The following is a 15222-nucleotide window of genomic DNA, read 5'->3' on the forward strand; positions in this document are numbered from 1 at the left end:
TGCTTTCCTTCCATTGACTAGTAGGACTTCGGGAGATTGAGTACCCGCTCTGCAATAAAGCAAAGAATCATCTGTTCCGAAACGGGTGCAAGGCGTGTAAGCAGAACTTCGCGCAGCAAGCGCTCCACGTGGTATTCCTTGGCATAGCCCATGCCCCCGTGTGTCATTACTGCCTGCAGCGCAGCTTGGTGCCCAGCGCGGGCGCCAAGAAACTTCGCGCTGTTCGCTTCCGCCCCGCAGGGTTGCTTCGAGTCATATAGGTGCGCGGCTCTGGCAGCCATGAGTAGGGCAGCTTCCAAGGCCATCCAGCATTCAGCGAGCGGGTGTTGGATTGCCTGATTCATGCCGATGGGTCGATTGAAGACGACGCGATCGCGCGCATACTGTGATGCCCGGTTCAGTGCGTCCTCCCCGATCCCTATTGCCTCAACTGCCACCAGAATTCGTTCCGGATTGAGCCCGTCTAGAAGGTATCGAAATCCTTTCCCTTCATCGCCAATGCGATGCTCCTCGGGAATGAAGATGTCATCCAGAAAGACGGCGTTGGAATCAACAGCTGCGCGACCGTGTTTCGGGATTCGCCGGACCTCGACCTTCGTGCGGTCGAGATCCGTGTAGAACAGGGTGATTCCCTCGGTAGCCTTTTTCTTGTCGGCGTCTTTCGCGGTGGTGCGCGCGAGAAGGAGTATCTTGTTGGCGACCTGCGCAGTCGTCGTCCACATCTTCCTGCCGGTAACTCGGTAGCCGCCTTCCACCTTCTTGGCGAAGGTTTTGATGCTGGTGGTATCAAGGCCGGCATCCGGCTCGGTGACACCAAAGCAGACTTGATCCTCGCCGCTCACGAGGCGCGGCAACCACTGTGATTGTTGTTCGGGAGTTCCATGGACAACGACGGGGTGCGGGCCAAACATGTTGATATGAATCGACGATGCAGCCGTCATTGCGCCGTGCGAAGCAACGGTGTGCATCATGATGGCGGCCTCCGTAACGCCTAGGCCAGCACCCCCAAACTGTTCGGGCATCGTGAGCCCCAGCCAACCATCCTCCGCCATGGCGCGATGAAACTCACTTGGGAATCTCTCGTCTCTGTCGCAAGTCGACCAATACTCGTCGCCAAAGCGACGGCATACCGCTGCAACACCGTCTCGAATCGCGTTCTGTTCTGCTGTCAGATCAAACATTTTGAGCCATCTCCGTGTATTGGTTAACCATTATAGGATTCAGCGACGCCGATTTGTCAAGGGTTAATCGTTGACCACGTCAGCGTGATCACTTGATTCCTGAACCTGGGTCGATATAGATCGCTTGGTTGCCCCTGTCCTACGAGGGGCAAATGGAGGAAGACATGGCTTGAGGCCCGCGCGAAAAAGCACGCAAACCAGTAGGATGGTTGGGTATAAGGTTAACCATTGACGATTGGGTTAACTTCGGATAACTTGAGGCCTACTTTCAGTATCGGAGGTGCGGCGTGGAAGTTCTTGATGGTGTTTGGCGGCTCGTCGACGGCCGTGCTTGGGACGAGGGCAATGAGCGGCTCAGTGCCCCGTATGGTGCCAATCCCATAGGCATGATTACGTTCGCCAACGGACGAATGCTCGCGGCTTTGTGTAATGGCGACTCGCAACTGCGGTCTGGGTGTTCGCGCAACTATTCTTCATATGGTGGGACCTACACCTTTGATGGACGCACGCTGAACACTTTGGTGGACATTGCATCTGATCCTTCGCGTGTTGGCGGAGTACAAACTCGAGGCGTCGTGATGCTCGGCGTTCAGATGCTTCTTCGGCCCCCAATTCGCCTGTATGGCGACGTCGTGCAGCGGCGGGAACTCGTATGGGAACGAGTTTGGCGACCCTAGTCGATTAAGCCCTCTCGCGGATGGCGAGAGAAATGCCCTCACTTGCGATGGCGTTCAGCAAGCGCTGGATGTTGCTTGAGATCTTGCTTCGTTGTCCCGGGAGCCGCCGGGTCCGCTGGGCGCGCGCGGGCCCACCCATTTCTTACCTTTTGGCGTTCCCGTTGTGGCATTGACGACCTCTGCTCACACTCACTTGCAGTCTTGACTTCGAGAATATTATCGATAAAATAATCATCAATGATTAACCATTGCCGCGTTTAGCTGGCCATTGGCGCGGCGCGCCCAGTACAAATTCCAAGGAGAGACAAATGCTTCGGTACGTCACGCAGGGCACTGTCAGGCCTCTGCAGTTCAATCGTATGGCGGAGAGCGCGCCGCTCTCTCGCGTGTTGCGGGGGGCATTGGCTGTAGTGGGCTTGCTTCTCTCGACGCTTGCGTTCTACCAACCATGCTTCGCTCAATCTCAATGGCCAAGCCGGCCTGTCAAGCTGGTCGTTCCGTTTGCACCTGGATCCAGCGTGGACGCAATCGCGCGGGCCGTGGCAGCGAAGCTGGCGAGCCGACTGGGGCAACCTGTCGTTGTTGAAAACAAGGTGGGTGCGGGAGGAGTCATCGGCATGAGCTACGTTGCGCACCAATCACCTGACGGCTACACACTGCTTCTGGCCTCCAACCCCTTCAGCACCAGCATGCTGATTGGACTGGGGAGCAGCAAGCCCGCCTACGATGCCCTAAAAGACTTTACGCCTGTGGGTCAAGTAGGCGCCGCTCCTTACATGTTCGTCGTAGAAAGCAGTCTGGGCATCAGCACGCTGGCGGAACTTGTTGAGCTTGCCCGTTCAAAACCCGGCAGCGTGAACTATGGTTCTGCAGGTTCAGGTTCAATGAACCATCTGGGCGTCGAACTGTTGTCGTCGGTGGCCAACATCAAGTTGACTCATATTCCCTACACCGGCCTTGCTCCTGCAATCACCGGCTTCATGGGCGGCCAAGTTCAGCTCTTGATGCCGTCCTTGCCAGCAGCAATGTCGTATGTGCGTTCAGGAAAGATGCGCGCCTTGGCCGTTACTACAGCAAAGCGTTCTTCAATGCTGCCTGAGGTTCCCACCGTCGCTGAACTTGGCTTTTCCGGGTTTGAGATTGATGGCTGGTGGGGCATTTTGGCGCCGGCGGGACTTCCCGCCCCAGTTCTGAAGCGACTCAACGAAGAGCTCAACTCCGCGTTGGAATCCGCCGAGATGCGTGAGTTGCTCGCACGAGATGGTGCGAGCCCAAGGCCTGGAACGCCGCAAGAATTCTCCGCGATGCTTCGACAAGATGTCGAGCGCTGGGCCCGACTTATCAAGAGCAGCCGGATCGAGTAAGCGTCGCGTCTCCATATGTGACATCGAGGCTGCCAGCCGGAGGCTCCAAGGGCGTCGCTCTTGAGCTGACGCGGGGCCGAATCAATCGACTACTAAGGCAAAAAGGCAAGCATGAACAAGGTACCACCATTCAAAAAGGTCAAAGAAGGACGCGACGAGGCGATTCTCGAGCCTGACATTGAGATCCTCGATGCGCACCATCATCTTTTTGACCGTCCGCATCTTCGATACATGCTCGAGGACTATCTGGAGGACGTGAACGCCGGGCACAAGATCATTGGCTCTGTCTACATTGAGACGCAGTCAATGTCTCGCCCCGATGGTCCAGAAGAATTCCGGCCTGTTGGGGAGGTCGAGTTCGCCAACGGCGTTGCGGCGGTCATGCGCAGTGGAACTTATGGTCCCTGCAGGGTAGCCGCTTCGATCGTGGGATTTGCGGATATGACTACCGGCGACAAAGTTGCTGCCACGCTCGATGCGTCCATCGCCGCTGCACCCAACCGGTTCCGTGGTGTTCGGCATATTGCGATCTCACACCCCAACGAAGCAGTACTGAGATTCCTGACCCATCGTCCACCTCCAGATCTTCTGAAAAGTCCTGGCTTTCGCGCAGCCTTCAGCCAGTTGGGACGCAGAGGACTCACGTTCGACGCGACAGTCCTGCATAACCAGCTCCCAGAGCTTGCGCAGGTCGCAGCAGACCACCCGGACACCACCATCATTCTCGATCACATTGGGCTCGCAACTGCAATTGATGCAAATGAAGCGGGCCGCGCTGAGGCCTTTGAGAGCTGGCGGCTCAACATGAAAGAGCTGGCCCGTCATCCAAACGTGTTCTGCAAGATCGGTGGTCTTGGGACATCGTACTGGGGCTTCGGTTTTACTGAGCGCTCGGAACCAATTGGCTACCAAGAGTTGGCTGAGACGTGGAGGCCGTATGTGGAGACATCGATTGAGAACTTTGGTGCACAGCGCTGCATGATGGCGAGCAATTATCCAAACGACGGGCGCGCATGCGGCTTCGTGCCACTTTGGAATGCGATGAAGTTCATCGTTGCCGGCTGTTCGGGCGACGAGAAGACCGCGCTGTTTCGTGGGACAGCGGAAAAGGTCTATCGCGTCGATCTAAGTTGAGCAAAGAGCCCCTGATGCAAAAGTGTGAACTCCCCCGCCAGCCGCATCTGCGGGTCGGCACGGCGTTCTCCAACGCCAGCCGCCTGAAGCTCGATTCAAAGAGGGTCAACCTTGCAAGGGTAGACCTGGTCTCAATACGGCTGGCTCTGGTGTGCGCGGAACTGGGTTCCCTCTCGGCGGCGGCTCGTGCACTTCATTGTTCAGTTTCGACTGCCAGCTATCGGCTCAGCGCATTGGAAGAGGCCTTCGGTACCTGCCTCTTCATCCGCGATTTCGAGGGTCTGCGGGTGATGCCAGCGGGAGAGGTGTTCCTCCTTCACGCCGCGATTGTTCTGGAGCAAGTTGAAGTCATGGAGACGAAGATACGCGCGCTCGTCTCACAGGCGTGAGTATTCGCACGAAGCTCGATTCCTAGTGCGCCCATCGCTCCAGCAAAAGATTCTTGCGACATGCCGAACCCCTCGTTTTCACGTATTTGCGTTGACTGTAAGGATAAAATGGTTTATGGTTAACCAATGCTGTGCGATGTTCCTCTCACGGCGATCCTTTGCTCCCATGACGAGTCCGCTATTCACACGCTTTGGCGACGTTGCACTGCAGGATTCCGTCGCGCCAAGGCGTCGCTTGAAGCTTCAAATCGAATAAACCTTAACCCCAAGTCACGGAGGCATCCATGCCCAGTCAATACACTCTTAAAGCCAGGGCTGCGGTCTCAAAGGCCAAGGCAGTCGTCCCCAAGCTTCAGGACGTCATTGCGACCACCATCTATGCCGACATTTGGGAGCGCCCCGAGCTTTCCAAGCGCGATCGCAGCATGATTACCGTAGCCGCTCTGATCGCCCTACGGCAGACGGACCAAATTCCGTCGCATATGGAGCGAGCGCTTGACAACGGGGTAACGTCGCAAGAACTCAGTGAAGTGATAACCCATCTCGCGTTTTACGCTGGCTTTCCCGCTTCGCTCTCCGCCGCGCTGGTCGCCCAGCCACTGTTCGAAGAGCTGGGATTTATTAAAGCGGGCTCCTCGAAATAAGGCCTTATGGGGCGCAGCACAGATGACTTGACTGCGCTCTCCGCATTCAAAAAAGGCGATTCGGACCCTTCTCGGTTGTCGAAAGCCGCCCGTAGACAGGAGGCATCATGCCAACTCGCCGTAACCTCATCCTCGCTGCACTCGCGTTTCCTTGGGCATCTGCTGTCATGCCAGTAGTTGCACAAGGAAAAAGACAAATGACCGTCGTCGTGCCGTACACGACCGGAGGAAGCACGGATGTACTAGCGCGCGTGTACGCCAGTGGCCTCGCAGCGCAGCTCGGGGAGAGCGTAATTGTCGAGAACCGAGTGGGGGCGGGGGGCACCATCGGCGCCAATTATGTGGCCGGCATGCCAGCGGATGGACGAACGCTGCTATATACCCCGGGCCCAACGATGCTCAATCAGGAGTTCCTTCTGAAGGGCGTAAAGTTCCGGCCGCTTCAAACACTTCTTCCCTTGGCAAAGACCTGCGACGTCAAGGTTGCACTAGTCGCTGGCAGCGGACTTCCAGCGAACGACTTGCGGGAATTCATTTCACTGGCATCCAAGAACCCAGGTAAGAAAAGTTTTGCCTACTATGGGGATTTGAGTGTCGTCTCAATCGCCGCTGAGGCGGGAATTGACTTGATGCGGGTACCTTACAAAGGTGGTGCGCCGGGCATGCTTGACGTTGCCGCAGGAAACGTGGACATCATTGCGAGTTCCCTGGCACAGGCTCTTCCGCTCGTGCAAAGTGGAAAGATCAAGCTTCTGGCTGTCATGGGTGACAAGCGATGGCCAGAGTATCCCAATGTCCCTACCGTCAAGGAAATTCTGCCTGGTTATCAAGCGATCGAGTACCAAGGCGTCTTCCTGCCCATTGAGACACCCAAGGCGATAGTGGATGCACTTTGGACTGCAACATCTGCGGTTCTTTCCACTCCCGAATACCGACGTAGTCTGGCTGAGCGCGGCGCAACAGTTGACCCGCTTGGCCCTGATGATTTCAAGAAATTTGTCCTCGCGGACCAGTCGCACATCAAGAAAATCGTCGAAAAGTCCGGTATTCAGCCCGAATGACGGCGGGCGCGGCGCGGTCTGCCGTCAACACCAGATCGCATTTGAAGCGGCTTCTCCCAGGGTACCGAACCACGGAAGCCCTTTTCACGGGGCGCGAGGCATCCGCAAAGAGTCTTTTGCGTTGACCGGTTGCGCCATTGAAGTCGCGCATGCAATGGGCTGACCGGATGAACGCCCCTCTCCGCTCCAGTCGCTGGTGACTCTTCGGCTTTGACTCGTTGATGCCTTGCGGATGTGGGGCGTCTATCCCGTTGCTTACGAAGTTGCGCCGTTGCGCCCAACCTTGGCGAAAGCACAGGGAACATCGAGCAAACGAGCACCGATATTAAAGGGACGCCTTCAGCTTGAAATTCTTCGAAGTCCGTGCAAACCCTCATATCAAAGGTCAATGGTTAACCTATGATTAAGTCGACAGTTTGTTGAAGCAATGCGATCGAGCGGCTTCGGTGGCCGCCTCAAGTTGGGCGCACGATGAATGCCCACTTGATGCGGCTTGCTAGGCCTGTGTCCATAACCTCTGATAGGAAATTGAGTGATGTCGAAAGATCTGTATCTGGCTTTGGCTGCGGAGCAGCCGACCGCGGTGAAACTAGGTGGCGCGCTCATCACCATGCCGCACGCCCACGAAGGGCGCGAGGAGCCATACAACAGGTGGTATGAAGACGACCACATGTACTCGGGTGCGATGGTTGGGCCTTGGGTGTTTGCTGGTCGACGATTCGTCCGTTGCAAGAAGCTTGAGAGGTTCGCTGCGGAGGGGGACAAGCCCACAGAGATGGGGTCGTTCGTCTCCCTTTACTGGGCAATCGACGGGCACATTGACGAAGTATGGGAGTGGGCACAGGAGGCACTCAAGTACCTGACGAAGGAAGGGCGCGGACCGCGTGACAGGACGCGCGTGTACAGCGCGATGCATGAGCTTGCCTTTTCGCATGTCTTCGATCCGGCGCCGATGCAAGACATCCACGCGTTGGACTATCCCTATCGCGGTCTGGCAGTAGAACTTGTGGACGCTCCGGATGCCGCTTCGCGCGAAGACCTGATCAAGTGGCTGCGTGAAGAGTTTGTCCCGTCGCAGGCAGGACCGATCGGGCAATGCGTGGCGTTCCTCCCACGCGGCCTGCGCGAAGAGCGGAAGGAAGGGGCAGATTCCAAATCGAACGGTGCGGGGGTCGTGGCCCTAGCGCTTGACCCGAATCCAGAGCGGCGTGTCTGCCTGCTCTGGTTCCTCCGCGACGACCCGCAAGAGTTCTGGCCAGGTTCATTTGCCCAACATGCGGCGGACATTGATGCTGGTGGTAAGGGCCGGTTGGTGCTTCTGGCGCCATTCGTGCCGACGCTGCCAGGAACTGCAACAACGTTGGCTGAGTAGTCAATCGCCAAGGAACAGCAATGAAACTCAGAAAGCTTGGCCGCACCGGCCTAGACGTATCGCCCATCGCATTTGGTGGTGCGACCATCACGTACTCGCAGAAGTCGACCGGATGGGATCCGCGTTCTGAAGAAGGCAGGAAAAAAGTGATTGAGACTGTCCACTACGCTTTGGACAAGGGAATCAACTACATCGACACCTCGCCAATGTACGGCGACGGCTACAGCGAGGAGATGCTCGGTGAGGTGATGAAGTCCCGTAGGAAGGACTGCGTGCTGGCAAGCAAGTCGTGGTTCGAACTTGACAAGGCGGGCACCATTGAAAGCGTGCACAACAGCCTCAAGAGGCTCCAGACCGACTATATCGACGTCGTGCAGATTCATGGACGGATGTACTACCAGGCTGACTACGACCACATCACGAAGGAAGGCGGCCCTTTGGACGGTCTGAGGGAAATGAAAGCCCAGGGGAAGATCGGCCACATCGGAATTACATCGGAAGAGCCTTGGACGTTGATTCCGTTTCTTGCATTTCCAGAGGTCGAAGTTTTTCAGATTGCGTATAACTTTATCTACCAGGCTGCAGCACGCCACTTCTTGATCGAAGCGGAGAAGGTGAATGCAGGGGTCGTCACGATGCGCACCATGACCTCGGGAATCATGCAGATGCAGGCTGGTTATCTGGCGCCCGAATGGCAGGCTGCGCACGATCTTTACGACGTCGCCCTGAAGTTCGTGCTTTCCGATAGCAGGGTGCATTCTGGAATCATCGGCATTCGTTGGAATGACGAGGTAGATCGCAATCTGGCGATCATCAATAACTGGACCCCCCCAGTGGACATCGCCAAATTGCCGCGCCTGACCTTTCAGGTCTACCAGGCAGAAGACAGCAAGTAGCTTCAGATCTCGCGCTACTTGCTACGAATCATCGGTCGAGGCAGCGCAGATCGCGACAGTTCTTAACAATCCAAAGGATGCAAGTATGAAGATCGGCTTTATTGGTCTAGGAGCAATGGGAGCGGGAATCGCGCTGAATCTGCTGAAGGCAGGCCATGAGCTCGTTGTCTACGACGTGCGAAAGGAGAGTGCCGCTGCGCATATCCAAGCGGGCGCTCGTTGGAGTGAAACCGTGGCGGAGCTTGCTCGCGAAGCGGACGTCGTATTTACCTCAGTGCCGGGTCCCAAGGAGATGCGAGAGCTGGGGGTCGGTGAGGGTGGTCTTGCCTCCTCGATGCGAAAGGGTAGCGTTTGGTTTGACCTGACGACCAACTCGCCAACCGTCGTGCGGGAGGTGGCAGCTCGGGTGAAGGAAATGGGAATCGAACTGCTGGATGCTCCTGTAAGCGGGGGGCCCGCAGGGGCGCGTTCAGGAAAGCTGGCAATCTATGTCGGTGGAGATCGCGAGGTTTTTGATCGAACCAAGGTTGTGCTCGACGCGGTAGGCGACAAGGTGATGTATGTCGGCGCGATTGGCGCAGGAAACGTGGCGAAGCTGGTGCACAACCTGGTGAGCCTGGTCATGCGAATGACGATTGCCGAAGGCATGAGCCTCGGAACCAAGGCCGGCATGGATCCTCTTGAGCTGTGGCACGCTGTCCGACAGGGGGTAATTGGGCGGACCCGTACTTTCGATCTCATCGGAGATCAATATCTCCAGTCGAAGTACGACCAAACCGGTTTCAACCTGCGCCTCGGCTACAAGGACTTCACCCTCGCTCTGGATCTCGCCAAAGAGATGGGTGTGCCAATGAAGCAGTCCCAGGCAGCCTACGAAGACTACACCGAGGCTCTGGAGCGCGGCTGGGGTGATCTCGATTCACGCGTACCGATGCAACTTCAAAACGAGCGCGCCGGCGTGACGATCAAAGAGTCTGCCGAAAACGTAAAGAAGACGTTTGAGCGCGGCTGAGCCCGCACCCGATAGCAATCAATATTAATCATCAGACTAGGAAATTATTGTGGACACCAAAGCAGCAGGCCTGAAAGTAATGCGAGAACTCATGGGCGACGAGTTCATGGAAGCCAGGACCAAAAAAATCAACTCATTCAACTCTGTTCTTCACGACTACATGGAGGACGTCTGTTTTGGACGCATCTGGGCGCGCGACGGCATCGATCGCAAGCTGCGGAGCATCCTGAACATTGCGATGCTGACCGCGTTGAACAGGCCGAATCAGTTGCGCAACCATATGGCTGGCGCCCTGAACAACGGCTGCACGGTCGACGAGCTTCGAGAAATTCTCCTCCACACCGCCATGTACTGTGGACTACCTGCAGCTGTGGACTCTTTCCGCATCGCCGAAGAGGTGCTCAGGGAGCGCAAGCTGATCGATTGAGATCCGTGGCGTTGATCCCCGGTCCGCCTCACGGAGCGCCGGTGGATTGGAGTAGGCGCCGCGATCGGCGGTGTACGTGGCTCATTGAAGCCGAAGTACTGGAGACAAAGATGACGAGTCGACGCAATTTCGCCTTGGCGCTGGCCGCCGCCCCTTTCATGACCGGGGCGTTCGCGCAGAACAAGCGCCAGATGACAGTTGTTGTGCCTTGGCCTGCTGGTGCAAGCGCAGATATTCTGGGTCGCGTTTTCGCCAATGCATTGGCAACGCAGCTCGGAGAAAGTGTGATTGTTGACAACCGGCCCGGCGCATTCGGGACGATCGGTGCAGCTTACGTGGCGAGCCAGCCCGCGGACGGACGAACACTGCTGTACACCTTCAGCAATATTCTGAACCAGGAGTTCTTACTGAGGGACGTCAAGTTTCGCCCGCTCCAATCACTACTGCCCTTTGCAAAGACATGTGACGTGCGCGTCGCAATTGTTGCCGCAGTCAATCACCCAGCAAATGACTTGCGCGAATTCATTGTCATGGCGCAGAAGACTCCCGGCACGCACAGTTATGCGCACTACGGAGGCCTCGGTCTCGTTTCAATGGTGAACGAGGCCGGGATCAAACTCATCCGAGTACCCTATAAGGGTGGCGCGCCTGGCCTCGTGGACGTCGCGGCTGGCAACGTGGACATCATCGACAGTTCGGCGAGTTCCCTCATGCCGTTGGTTCAAGGCGGAAAGCTGAAAATCCTTGCCGTCATGACTGAAAAGCGCTGGCCGGAGTTTCCCAATGTACCCACTGTCGTTGAGATCTTGCCGCGCTATCGGACCCTTGACTACCAATGTATCTTTCTGCCATCGGAAACTCCAAAGCAGATTGTTGACTCGCTCTGGAAGTCGGTAGAACCGATTCTTTCGAGTCCGGACTATCGTCGTGCGCTCAACGAGCGCGGAGCGATCCCCGACACGCGCGGACCTGACGAGTTCAAGCGCTACATCGTTGCGGACCACGCCAACATCAAGAAGATTGTTGATACGGCAGGCATCAGACCGGAATGAGTTGATGCCTCGCGGACCATTGGAGGAGAACTGTGCCTCATGTGCATCTGTCTCCATAAAAAGTCCGAGGGCAATCTTGCAGCAAATGTGCATTGACAGTGTTGTGCACCTTTGGTCCCCGCGGCAAACCTCTCGATCATCCTGATCGGGAGCACTTCCTAATCCTTTACTGGAGACGCCTTGAAGCTGCTCGTTCGAAATTGTTTCGCCGTGATTCTGAGTGCAGTTGGCGTTGCAGGTCACGCTGAGTACCCCGACAAACCGATCAAGATCATTGTTCCATTCGGTGTCGGCGGTGCGACGGACGCGTTGGCAAGGGAGTTTGGTCAGTCGTTGGCCGCCGTTACCCGACAACCCGTCATTATCGACAACAGGCCAGGCGCTGATGGCGCCATAGGCTCTCAAGCCGCGGCGCGTTCGAGTCCTGACGGCTACACCGCGCTCATAGGGTCGAATTCCACGCAGGTGCTCAACGGTCTCATCAATAAGACCTTGTCATACGACGCGGCGAAGGATTTCGCCCCCATATGCATGCTTGGGAAGACTTCCAGCGTGATGTTCATTCGAAGCACGCTGCCCTATAAGACGCTGCCCGAAATGATTGCGGCGGCCAAGGCCGCGCCCGGGAAGTTTACATTTGGCTATGTCAGCACGGGCACACGCGTTCCGGGAGAGTTGCTACAGCAGAAGGCCAATATCAAGTTGCTGGGGGTTCCGTATAAATCCACCGGAACTGCGCTCATGGATATTGTAGGGGGGCAGGTCGACATGGTTTTCTTCGATCGTGTCTCAGGCGGGCCGATGTACGAGCAGGGAAAGATCAGGGCATTGGCGGTTACCGGTACTCATCGACTTAAAAGTATGCCCAATATCCCCACCGCAGCCGAATCGGGGGTCAGCAACTATGAGATGTCGCCTTGGTTCGGAATCTACTTGCCGATCCAGACTCCTGCACCCGTTGTGGCCCAGTTTATCGAGGCCGTCACCAAGGCCGCGCAGGCACCGGCAGTTCAGGCCGGGCGCGAAAGACTAGACGTTGAGTATCAAGTGGTTTGTGGTCCTGCGCTTGCTAAATTCCAAGCTGAAGAGGTGGAACGATGGTCGCCGGTCATCCGGCAGGCAAATATCAAAACAGAGTAGGTAAAAAGAGCAGTGCCAGTGTGATGCTGCTCCTATCCCGTCTTGACGAAGGCCATTTCCACTTGCGGCCCATGAGCGGATCATCGGATCATCGGGCCACAGCTGCGACCTAGCGTGCTGCAGACTGAGGCCGCATGTGCAAACACAGGATGGCAGCGCCGGGCAGGCCCTAATCGCTGCGTGCGGCAGCGCTGTGAGGCGTTGGCCTCGCCGAGATGAATGGGTTTTCGCCCTTGTGGGCCTCGAAGTGGACGGAGTCCGTCCGCACGGTGCTGTGGGAGGCCGGCGATCGGGTCTGCGGGAAGCGGCTGAAGGCGTTGATCCCGATGTTGGTTGATGCGGTGGAACGCCATGGCCACCTCGATTTGGACCCGGTCGTGAGGACCAAGGTCCTGCAAGTCAGCGCAGCGACTATCGATCGCATCCTAGCCGATGCGCGCTTGCATATCGACGGGAAGCACAGGCGCCGCACTGGCGTAGGCGCGGCCATCAGGCGCAGCATTCCGGTACGCACGTTCGCCGACTGGCGCGACCCGGCGCCAGGCTTCTTCGAGATCGACATGGTCGAACACTGCGGCGGCCCGAAGACGGACGGTGACTACGTTCACACCCTGACGCTGACCGACATCGCCAGCGGTTGGACGGAATGCGTGGCGATGAGGATGCGCGACCAGATGCTGGTGATCGAAGCCTTCGAAAAGGTGACGGCCGATCTGCCGTTCGCGATGCTCGGCATCGACTCGGACAATGACAGCACCTTCATGAGCCAGGCCGTGTTTGACTATTGCAAGGGGCGCGGGCTTGAGCAGACGCGATCACGGCCCTACAGGAAGAACGACCAGGCCTGGGTGGAGCAGAAGAACGGCGCGATCGTTCGACGGCTGGTCGGCTATGGCCGCCTGAGCGGTCGCGAAGCTACGAAGGCCCTGGCGCGGTTGTACGAGTCGTCCCGGTTGTACATCAACTACTTCCAACCCTCGTTCAAGCTGAAGTCCAAGACGCGCGACGGCGCCCGCGTGCACAAGGTGTACTTCGCGCCGGCGACCCCATGTGAACGGCTTATCGCCCACAGCGGTGTTGAGCCGGCGATCAAGGAGAAGCTGACGGCGCAATTCAAACGACTCGACCCGGTGCGGCTGCTGCAGGAAATCCGCAGCGCACAGCAGACGTTGAGCGAGATCGCGGCCCACGGCGTGCCGACGGAGGTGAACTCGCGAAGTGCAGCCGATGTTGCAACGTTCCTTCAAAGCTTGTCGTCAGCCTGGATCCAAGGCGAAGTACGTCCGACGCATCGCAAGCAGCCCAAGGCCAAACACTGGTGGCGAACCCGCACGGACCCGTTTGCCGACGCATGGCCTGTCATCGAAGGCTGGCTGATCGCGGAGCCCTCGATCGCGGCCAAGGCCTTGATGGCGCGTCTGGTCGCGATGGTTCCAGAGATTTACGACGGCAAGGCGCACCTGCGAATGCTGCAGCGCCGGGTGAAGGCTTGGCGCTGCGCGCGCGTGACCGAAATGGTCCTGGGCGGTCTGCGCAAGGCCGATGCAGTGCCGGCCGAAGTCTGAACGCAGTCGATCGCCTTACGCGATGCCGAGGGGGCCGGGCGCTTCGCGCCCGGCATGCCATGGACATGTGGACGATGCGCCTGCGGCGCACCGGCTGCGACCGTGGACAACGCGACGCTACGCGTCTGCGTTGCCCGCCGCCGCAGCCTTCGCCCACATGCCCACAGCCTCCAATTAAAGAATTGAAAAAGAAGACCAAACGACAACCAGCCGCCGAGTAACATTCCTTCGTGAGGAAACACGCCGGGCAAGCTAATTGTCGCCAACCAGCTCTTCAATCCTGGCCACCTTCTCGTGAGGGCGCGAGACACTCTCGGGGAGTGCGAGCGCGGTCGCGGTCTGCACGATCGAGTTCGGCGAGATAGCGGCCGATGCTCTGCTCAAGCACTCAAGCTGCTGTGCTGCATTCGCCCTGGACATTGTGCTCGTTGAAGTTCTTGGCGCGATCTTTCATGCCCTTGAATTTGCTTCCATTGACGCCGCTCCTGTGATGGTTGTCGGCGCCGGCTGAACTTTGACCTAACAGTGATGGTTGCTCATCTCAGATCGTTCGGACTCGCGGCGTGTCCAGTTCGATCCCCACAAGTGCACGCGCGAACAGGTAGTTGTTACGCACCCGCTCGGTCATGGCATTCATGTCGACGTGGCCCTCCGCGTCGCAAGAAAATGCCCAGTCCTGGCCGAGCCGCAGCAACGACTGGAAGTGGAGTTCGTAGCAGCCGACCGGTAGCGAATTGATTTTCGGATTCATATTGGCCTTCTTGACTCTGTCCTCCAGCCGCGATAACGAAATCCCTAGGAGCTGGAGGCCAAACTTGAGAGCACGCTGAGAGCCCCCGCCGCGGTGCCGTGCAGTGATTCAGGCATCAGGAGCGGAGCATCCCCGTCAAGTCGCGAAGTCAAGTCGCCGCGATTTTGGTGAAGTACTGTGCGTCGGTCACGTGTTCCATCCACGTGACGCTTTTCCCATCGATGTGTTCCTGGATGGCGATATGACTCATTGAGCTGGTATTCGTGGCACCGTGCCAATGCTTCTCACCTGGCGCGATCCATACAACGTCGCCAGGGTTGATCACCTCAACGTCTCGACCTTCAAGCTGCACCCACCCTCGTCCAGCTGTCACGATGAGAGTCTGGCCGAGAGGATGGGCATGCCAAGCAGTGCGTGCGCCGGGCTCAAAGGTAACGCTTGCTCCGCGCGCGCGGGCGGGCGTCGGGGGTTCAAACAGTGGATCTACGCGCACGGATCCAGTGAAGTTTCCTTGAGCGAGGTAGGAAGGCTGTGAGGCGTTTCGCTTGATTTCCATA

Annotated in this window: 15 protein-coding genes; 12 read left to right on the top strand and 3 right to left on the bottom strand. The window is 57.6% G+C overall.

Annotation, left to right across the window (positions count from 1 at the left end; genetic code table 11):
* Positions 1 to 17: 17 nt before the first annotated feature.
* Complete coding sequence (locus QTI66_RS29255; RefSeq protein WP_286563775.1) at positions 18 to 1181, bottom strand: acyl-CoA dehydrogenase family protein; 1164 nt, start codon at positions 1179 to 1181, stop codon at positions 18 to 20.
* A 985-nt stretch (positions 1182 to 2166) separates the two neighbouring features.
* Between QTI66_RS29255 and QTI66_RS29260 the strand changes: the two genes are divergently transcribed.
* From QTI66_RS29260 to QTI66_RS29315, 12 genes are all read left to right on the top strand, one after another.
* Positions 2167 to 3222 carry a tripartite tricarboxylate transporter substrate binding protein gene (locus QTI66_RS29260; protein ID WP_286563777.1) on the top strand — a complete coding sequence of 352 codons (1056 nt, stop codon included), beginning with the start codon at positions 2167 to 2169 and terminating at the stop codon, positions 3220 to 3222.
* A gap of 111 nt (positions 3223 to 3333) precedes the next feature.
* Positions 3334 to 4356 (top strand): amidohydrolase family protein, encoded by a 1023-nt coding sequence (locus QTI66_RS29265; RefSeq protein ID WP_286563778.1) that lies wholly within the window; start codon positions 3334 to 3336, stop codon positions 4354 to 4356.
* A 14-nt stretch (positions 4357 to 4370) separates the two neighbouring features.
* Entirely contained in the window at positions 4371 to 4745 is a 375-nt protein-coding gene (locus QTI66_RS29270) for a LysR family transcriptional regulator (protein WP_286563780.1), read from the top strand.
* A 284-nt stretch (positions 4746 to 5029) separates the two neighbouring features.
* The gene (locus QTI66_RS29275) at positions 5030 to 5389 is read left to right on the top strand and encodes a carboxymuconolactone decarboxylase family protein (protein WP_286563781.1); all 360 of its coding nucleotides are present in this window, start codon (positions 5030 to 5032) and stop codon (positions 5387 to 5389) included.
* Positions 5390 to 5586: 197 nt separating this feature from the next.
* Positions 5587 to 6450 carry a Bug family tripartite tricarboxylate transporter substrate binding protein gene (locus tag QTI66_RS29280; protein WP_286563782.1) on the top strand — a complete coding sequence of 288 codons (864 nt, stop codon included), beginning with the start codon at positions 5587 to 5589 and terminating at the stop codon, positions 6448 to 6450.
* Positions 6451 to 6985: 535 nt separating this feature from the next.
* Positions 6986 to 7822: an LYR motif-containing protein gene (locus QTI66_RS29285; protein WP_286563783.1), complete on the top strand. Its 837-nt coding sequence runs from the start codon at positions 6986 to 6988 to the stop codon at positions 7820 to 7822.
* A 20-nt stretch (positions 7823 to 7842) separates the two neighbouring features.
* Positions 7843 to 8718 (top strand): aldo/keto reductase, encoded by an 876-nt coding sequence (locus QTI66_RS29290; protein WP_286563785.1) that lies wholly within the window; start codon positions 7843 to 7845, stop codon positions 8716 to 8718.
* Positions 8719 to 8803: 85 nt separating this feature from the next.
* The gene (locus tag QTI66_RS29295) at positions 8804 to 9730 is read left to right on the top strand and encodes an NAD(P)-dependent oxidoreductase (RefSeq protein ID WP_286563786.1); all 927 of its coding nucleotides are present in this window, start codon (positions 8804 to 8806) and stop codon (positions 9728 to 9730) included.
* A gap of 49 nt (positions 9731 to 9779) precedes the next feature.
* Positions 9780 to 10157, top strand: a complete 378-nt coding sequence (locus QTI66_RS29300; RefSeq protein ID WP_286563787.1) for a carboxymuconolactone decarboxylase family protein — start codon at positions 9780 to 9782, stop codon at positions 10155 to 10157.
* Positions 10158 to 10267: 110 nt separating this feature from the next.
* Entirely contained in the window at positions 10268 to 11209 is a 942-nt protein-coding gene (locus QTI66_RS29305) for a tripartite tricarboxylate transporter substrate binding protein (protein ID WP_286563788.1), read from the top strand.
* A 180-nt stretch (positions 11210 to 11389) separates the two neighbouring features.
* Entirely contained in the window at positions 11390 to 12349 is a 960-nt protein-coding gene (locus QTI66_RS29310; protein ID WP_286563790.1) for a Bug family tripartite tricarboxylate transporter substrate binding protein, read from the top strand.
* Between the two features lie 233 nt (positions 12350 to 12582).
* The gene (locus QTI66_RS29315) at positions 12583 to 13914 is read left to right on the top strand and encodes an integrase catalytic domain-containing protein (RefSeq protein WP_286563791.1); all 1332 of its coding nucleotides are present in this window, start codon (positions 12583 to 12585) and stop codon (positions 13912 to 13914) included.
* 541 nt (positions 13915 to 14455) lie between these two features.
* Here the strand turns inward: QTI66_RS29315 and QTI66_RS29320 are convergent.
* Both QTI66_RS29320 and QTI66_RS29325 read right to left on the bottom strand, forming a co-directional pair.
* Positions 14456 to 14665 (bottom strand): hypothetical protein, encoded by a 210-nt coding sequence (locus tag QTI66_RS29320; RefSeq protein ID WP_286563792.1) that lies wholly within the window; start codon positions 14663 to 14665, stop codon positions 14456 to 14458.
* Positions 14666 to 14813: 148 nt separating this feature from the next.
* Positions 14814 to 15221 carry a (R)-mandelonitrile lyase gene (locus tag QTI66_RS29325; protein ID WP_286563793.1) on the bottom strand — a complete coding sequence of 136 codons (408 nt, stop codon included), beginning with the start codon at positions 15219 to 15221 and terminating at the stop codon, positions 14814 to 14816.
* Position 15222: the final 1 nt, after the last annotated feature.

Origin of the sequence: Variovorax brevis (assembly GCF_030317105.1) — a bacterium.
Taxonomy (GTDB): Bacteria; Pseudomonadota; Gammaproteobacteria; order Burkholderiales; family Burkholderiaceae_C; genus Variovorax; species Variovorax brevis.

What these genes read in the sequence shown, in the direction of transcription:
- QTI66_RS29255 (WP_286563775.1), bottom strand. Translation starts at nt 1,181, where the DNA reads ATGTTTGATCTGACAGCAGAACAGAACGCGATTCGAGACGGTGTTGCA.
- QTI66_RS29260 (WP_286563777.1), top strand. Translation starts at nt 2,167, where the DNA reads ATGCTTCGGTACGTCACGCAGGGCACTGTCAGGCCTCTGCAGTTCAAT.
- QTI66_RS29265 (WP_286563778.1), top strand. Translation starts at nt 3,334, where the DNA reads ATGAACAAGGTACCACCATTCAAAAAGGTCAAAGAAGGACGCGACGAG.
- QTI66_RS29270 (WP_286563780.1), top strand. Translation starts at nt 4,371, where the DNA reads ATGCAAAAGTGTGAACTCCCCCGCCAGCCGCATCTGCGGGTCGGCACG.
- QTI66_RS29275 (WP_286563781.1), top strand. Translation starts at nt 5,030, where the DNA reads ATGCCCAGTCAATACACTCTTAAAGCCAGGGCTGCGGTCTCAAAGGCC.
- QTI66_RS29280 (WP_286563782.1), top strand. Translation starts at nt 5,587, where the DNA reads ATGACCGTCGTCGTGCCGTACACGACCGGAGGAAGCACGGATGTACTA.
- QTI66_RS29285 (WP_286563783.1), top strand. Translation starts at nt 6,986, where the DNA reads ATGTCGAAAGATCTGTATCTGGCTTTGGCTGCGGAGCAGCCGACCGCG.
- QTI66_RS29290 (WP_286563785.1), top strand. Translation starts at nt 7,843, where the DNA reads ATGAAACTCAGAAAGCTTGGCCGCACCGGCCTAGACGTATCGCCCATC.
- QTI66_RS29295 (WP_286563786.1), top strand. Translation starts at nt 8,804, where the DNA reads ATGAAGATCGGCTTTATTGGTCTAGGAGCAATGGGAGCGGGAATCGCG.
- QTI66_RS29305 (WP_286563788.1), top strand. Translation starts at nt 10,268, where the DNA reads ATGACGAGTCGACGCAATTTCGCCTTGGCGCTGGCCGCCGCCCCTTTC.
- QTI66_RS29320 (WP_286563792.1), bottom strand. Translation starts at nt 14,665, where the DNA reads ATGAATCCGAAAATCAATTCGCTACCGGTCGGCTGCTACGAACTCCAC.
- QTI66_RS29325 (WP_286563793.1), bottom strand. Translation starts at nt 15,221, where the DNA reads ATGGAAATCAAGCGAAACGCCTCACAGCCTTCCTACCTCGCTCAAGGA.